This is a genomic window from Methanosarcinales archaeon, assembly GCA_014859725.1.
Taxonomy (GTDB): Archaea; Halobacteriota; Methanosarcinia; order Methanosarcinales; family Methanocomedenaceae; genus Kmv04.
On sequence record JACUTQ010000175.1, the window covers coordinates 1 to 4053 of the forward strand.

Annotated in this window: 6 protein-coding genes; 5 read left to right on the forward strand and 1 reads right to left on the reverse strand. The window is 42.2% G+C overall.

The genetic code is table 11. The features are described 5' to 3' along the window. Positions 1-456: 456 nt before the first annotated feature. Both IBX40_11385 and IBX40_11390 read left to right on the forward strand, forming a co-directional pair. Positions 457-822 carry an HD domain-containing protein gene (locus tag IBX40_11385; protein MBE0524920.1) on the forward strand — a complete coding sequence of 122 codons (366 nt, stop codon included), beginning with the start codon at positions 457-459 and terminating at the stop codon, positions 820-822. Continuing rightward, the gene (locus tag IBX40_11390) at positions 819-1238 is read left to right on the forward strand and encodes an NUDIX hydrolase (protein ID MBE0524921.1); all 420 of its coding nucleotides are present in this window, start codon (positions 819-821) and stop codon (positions 1236-1238) included. Before IBX40_11385 ends, IBX40_11390 begins: the two co-directional genes overlap by 4 nt. Here IBX40_11390 and IBX40_11395 read toward each other — a convergent pair. After that, on the reverse strand, positions 1216-1677 hold the full coding sequence (locus tag IBX40_11395; protein ID MBE0524922.1) for a hypothetical protein: 462 nt from the start codon (positions 1675-1677) through the stop codon (positions 1216-1218). The two genes, IBX40_11390 and IBX40_11395, sit on opposite strands and share 23 nt — an antisense overlap. Positions 1678-1764: 87 nt before the next feature. Here IBX40_11395 and IBX40_11400 point away from each other — a divergent pair, with 87 nt between their 5' ends. The 3 genes from IBX40_11400 to IBX40_11410 all read left to right on the forward strand — a co-directional run. Next, a complete protein-coding gene (locus IBX40_11400; GenBank protein MBE0524923.1) occupies positions 1765-2187 on the forward strand; it encodes a universal stress protein in 423 nt (140 codons plus the stop codon). A gap of 1 nt (position 2188) precedes the next feature. Next, entirely contained in the window at positions 2189-3193 is a 1005-nt protein-coding gene (locus IBX40_11405) for an ROK family protein (GenBank protein MBE0524924.1), read from the forward strand. 76 nt (positions 3194-3269) lie between these two features. Further along, positions 3270-4053 (forward strand): diphthine synthase (locus IBX40_11410; GenBank protein MBE0524925.1); only part of this gene is annotated, 784 nt, incomplete at its 3' end.

Here is a 4053-nt window from a genome sequence, read left to right on the forward strand (position 1 = left end):
TCATTATTGCATATGTTTGAAAAAATTTATCCTTATTATTCTTTTGTTGTTGGGCTTTGTCATTCTTTTTTTGATTGTTTGTTTTGGAAAATGGCAGAGAGGGGTGAAGGATATTTTTCAAAACTCCTTATGCTTCTTATCACAATAAATATCTCGAGGATTTAAAATTATGAGTCTATTTAGAAATATTCGTTGAATCATTTCTGCGACTTCAGTTGCGCCAATATCAATATGTAGCGTTTCCTATTACTAAGAAATATCTAGTGCAGCGACCTTACTTCATAAACCTTCACGCTAGTAATCATCGGACAGAAAATTAGTCCTGCAATTCCCATTGTTATTTCACGCCTTCATATAGCACATATATCACTCAACTCCGCAGGAGGTGAATATATCCGCGTTCATCTGCGGTTAATATTATTCTTAAAGAAAGAACATTGAATGAAATAGAAGATCATGATGAAATCCAAAATGATAGATATTATAACAGATTCAACCAGGCTCATCCTAGAAAAGCAGCCCACTGCAGGCCATGATATCACCCACACGCTCAGGGTAAGAGAACTGTGTTTGCATATTGGACATATCGAAGGAGGAAACCCAGAGATATTGGAAGCCTCAGCACTGCTACACGATATCGGCAGGCCAGCAGAAATACAAAAACCCGGAGTTGACCATGCCGCAGTATCTGCCGGGCTGGCACAGGATATCCTTAAAGATACCGGGTTTCCGGATGATAAGATACCTTCCGTGATCTATGCCATTGAAAACCACATTGATCAATTTGTAAATGAGATCAATTTCAAGGGGGTAATACCATAACCAGACCTATCACACCACTGCTTACCGTGGATATAATCATAATAATGGATAACAAAATAGTGTTGATACAGCGACAGAATCCTCCACATAAAGGTCAATGGGCACTGCCGGGAGGGTTTGTTGAAGTGGGCGAGACCGTGGAATCAGCTGCCGTCCGTGAAGGGAAGGAAGAAACAGGACTTGATGTGGAATTGAAGGGGCTGGTGGGTATATTCTCTGATCCCGGCAGGGATCCCAGGGGACATACCGTATCTGTGTGTTATAAGGCTGTAGGCCGCGGCATTTTGAAAGCCTCATCAGATGCACAGGATGCTTTGCTATTCGATCCGGACAACCTGCCCGCACTGGCATTTGATCACGAATATATAATCAAAACAGCTAGGCTGGAAGACCTTATTCCTCCATTGCCTTATTGATCTGCCGCAATATATCTACCATGATATTCTGGACTCCCTCACTATGATCCCGAGTGGTTGCTTCATCTTCCATGTCAAGCAGCGTGTTCATATTGTTAGTGATATTATGAATTATCTTCAGCATTTCTTCTTTTGTGATAAGGCCGCTGTAATATGAATAGAATAATGTAGTACCAGAACGTTCCAGCTTTTTCTTGAAAGTGGCCCTGGCATTGGACACTTCCTGTCTGGAGTACGGTTCATGGAAAAAAGGTACCAATTCTGGAAGATGTTCTCCGATCCAGGTCATCTCACTACGTCCCTGAGTGTTCTTAAAGTCAGCGCATAATCTGGCTATCACCCATTCACGGGCTGTGAGATGTGTGGTTTTTTTTAAAAGGCGGGTGACCTCAGAATGTTCTTTTTTTTGGATCTTTTTGAATTTTTCATATCTCATAATAAATTCGCCTGCGTATAACAACCAATGAGTTACAGTTAGTATTTCTTCACATAATTTATATACATTACAGAGAAACCATTTAAAACAATGAAGATTCTGATACCTATTGATGGGTCCGAATATTCTAAAAAGGCAGCCCAGGTCGCATTAAGGATTGCCAAAAAACATACCGCTGAGCTTATTCTGATTCATGTTATTGCTCCGTCGGGCCAGGAGCGAAAACCATGGATGGAAATGGGGGCTGAAAATTTGCTGGGAACTTATAAGGATGCAATGCTAAAAAGCGGTCTCGATGCCGATAAAATCACAACAATCATTGAAGACGGCGACCCTTCCTCACAAATAGTTAAGACAGCGGAATTGAATAGTGTGAATAGGATCGTTATGGGTACATACGGAAAGAGCGGGCTCAAGAAAATAGCAGGAAGTGTCACTGAAAGGGTATTGCGCAAATCAAAGGTGCTGGTGCTGGTCGTACCACCGAATTATGAGATAAAAACGGAGTCATGATATGGAACCTCCATTTTTAGCTGCCGTGGACCTTGGCGGGACTAAAATAACTGCCAGCCTGGCAAATAGAGAAAAAATACTGGCCAAAGTATACCAGCCTGCGCAATTGGAAGGGGACAATAAGACAATACCTCAACAGGTGGATTTGTTAATAAGTTATCTTTGTGACTTAAAAGGAATTAGTAAAGATGATATCAATGCTGTGGGAATCGGCAGTTGTGGTCCATTTAAAAAAAAGGAAGGTCATATTACTCTTGTTGCACCAAACCTGTGCGGCGGATTAACCATGGAAAGGGAAGTAATTCCCAACGATTGGACCGAGATTCCCCTTGAAACAGTATTATCTCAGGTATTTCACAAATTGGTTATCGATAATGATGCAATTGTTGCGGCAATGGCAGAAAGGTTGTTTGGAGCCGGCAAAGGAGAAGATGATCTGGTTTATGTTACCTGGAGTACAGGGATAGGCAGCGGCGCATATGTTAACGGAAGATTGATCAAAGGAAAAAACGGAAATGCTCCACATCTTGGTCATATTTATTTAGTGGAAGACGGACCCCTATGCGGCTGCGGTAATTTCGGGGATATGGAAGCATTGGTCTCAGGAGTGGCTATTGCCAGGGATTATGGTGGAACTACTGAGGAAGTATTTTTAGCTTATCGCAGAGGTGATACAAGGGCAAAAGAGATTATAGAAGGGGCTGCAAAATATTTTGCCCGGGGCCTGGCATCAATTAATGCAATTCTGGATACAAAGGTTTTTGTGATCGGCGGCAGCGTATTTATGAATAATATTGATATTTTGACACCTTTAATAGAAAATGAGTTTTATAAATCATTCCCGGCTTTATCAGATGGCGTTAAGATCAGGCGATCCGCACTGGATACGTATCTGGGGGATATGGCAGCGTTAAGTTTGGTCATGCCCGATGATTGGATTAAAGTATGGCAGGACGAAAAACCATGGGAACATGCTCCTGAAAAGATCATATTGGAAAAATGGTAAAAAAATATCTTTATAATCTATTTTTCAATATAACTTAAGAATATATTTATTTGGTCAAAACCCAAAAACTATTATTATGCTCACCTTTATTGGAATCGGATTGTTCGATGAAAAAGACATCTCTGTCAAAGGACTGGAGGTAATCCGGCAGGCAGAGGATGTATATGCAGAATTTTATACCTCAGTGCTTACAGGAACCACTGTTGGGAAGCTGGAATCATTTTATGGTTGCAAGATAAATCTATTAAGCAGGGAAGATGTAGAGCAGCAGCCTGAATGGCTGCAAAGGGCAAAAACAAAGAATGTGATATTTCTCACTGGGGGCGATGCTATGGTCAGCACCACGCACGTAGACCTGCGCATGCGGGCCCATGACCTTGGGATTGAGACCAGGATCATCCATGGTTCATCCATAATGAGCGCTGTCCCGGGTCTTACAGGACTCCAGAATTACCGGTTCGGTAAATCCGCTACCATCCCCCACCCTTATTCCTATAAGGGAAAGGTCATTATTTCTCATACTCCATACGACACCATTAAGAGCAACTTAGAAGCAAACCTGCATACCCTTATCTTCCTGGACATTGATCCTGAAAAAGGATTTATGACAATAAACCGGGGGTGTGAACTGTTAATGAAAATGGACGAACAGCTGGGAGAACCGGGCATTGCAGATCGCCTGGCAGTAGGAGTTGCCAGGGCAGGTTCGCCACAACCTGCTGTCAAAGCGCTACCCATAAATGAACTTATGGATTATGATTTTGGGGAACCCCTTCATATATTGGTAGTACCGGCAGGTCTTCATTTCATGGAAGCTGAAGCTCTGGTCAAACTGGCAGGGGCACCTAAGAGTATCCTGG

Excerpts from the sequence above, each read along its gene's own strand:
- IBX40_11385 (MBE0524920.1), top strand. The coding sequence starts at position 457 with ATGATGAAATCCAAAATGATAGATATTATAACAGATTCAACCAGGCTC.
- IBX40_11400 (MBE0524923.1), top strand. The coding sequence starts at position 1,765 with ATGAAGATTCTGATACCTATTGATGGGTCCGAATATTCTAAAAAGGCA.
- IBX40_11405 (MBE0524924.1), top strand. The coding sequence starts at position 2,189 with ATGGAACCTCCATTTTTAGCTGCCGTGGACCTTGGCGGGACTAAAATA.